At 45.5% G+C, this 829-nt stretch carries 1 protein-coding gene; it reads right to left on the reverse strand.

From position 1 onward, the window contains the following. Positions 1 to 829, reverse strand: an 829-nt coding sequence (locus IT781_RS21980) for a hypothetical protein (RefSeq protein WP_194972302.1), incomplete at both ends; no start/stop codon positions are given.

Here is an 829-nt window from a genome sequence, read left to right on the forward strand (position 1 = left end):
TCATTCTGAATAACACATCATTGTTGTGCAACAAACCGTAACAATGATAGGTCCTCAGCATGATGTTGGTCTGGTTCAAGGTATTGCTGCCTGATTCCGGGCGTTGATCCACCAGAATATGCAGCTTTTCATTGTTTTTAAGCAAGCTTAAAGAGCGCCGATCCACTGAAATTTCATGAGAGGTATAAACCATAGGATTGCGCTTAAAGTCATGATTTTCTAACTGCGCCTTTTCCAATAAGGCGCCGGAGCTCAGGCTGCAAGGAAATATCTCGGGATACTGCGCAGTTTGCGTTAGCTCATCGAAATAATCCGATTGCTCGGCGAAAGACCCGGAGAGAAAGTTTTTAACCGAGCCATTATTCAAATATTTACGCTTAAGAAAATAATCCGTGCCGGGCACCCTAGTGCAATCCGGAATCTCATCGAGATCCGGCAGATTGTCAAGTTCAGTGTCGGCTAAAAACAGTGGCGCTTGCGTTTCTTTTTTAAAGCCCAGCAGCACGGTTTTGTCGTCCGATTTCATGGCAATGCGATTGCCGAGCGTCAGGCTGGGGATCGTGTTGATCAGGGTTTTTTTAATATCCAGATAGACGGGCATGCGCGGACGAACGGCGTTGACAAAGGTGATTTGATAGTTGCTGTAACGCAGATCGTGCTCGGTAATCACTTCGTTTTCATGATGCAATTCCCGATAGAGGCGCATTTGATATTCGATCAGGGTATTGAGTTGAAACCCCAAAACGATAGGGCCTTTGAACGGGTTGTGTGCAATTTGTAGCCACTTATGCTTGTCATGAAACAAATTGAAGTCATCCGAAGCGTTACG

Source organism: Methylobacter sp. BlB1 (assembly GCF_015476545.1).
Lineage (GTDB): Bacteria > Pseudomonadota > Gammaproteobacteria > Methylococcales > Methylomonadaceae > Methylobacter.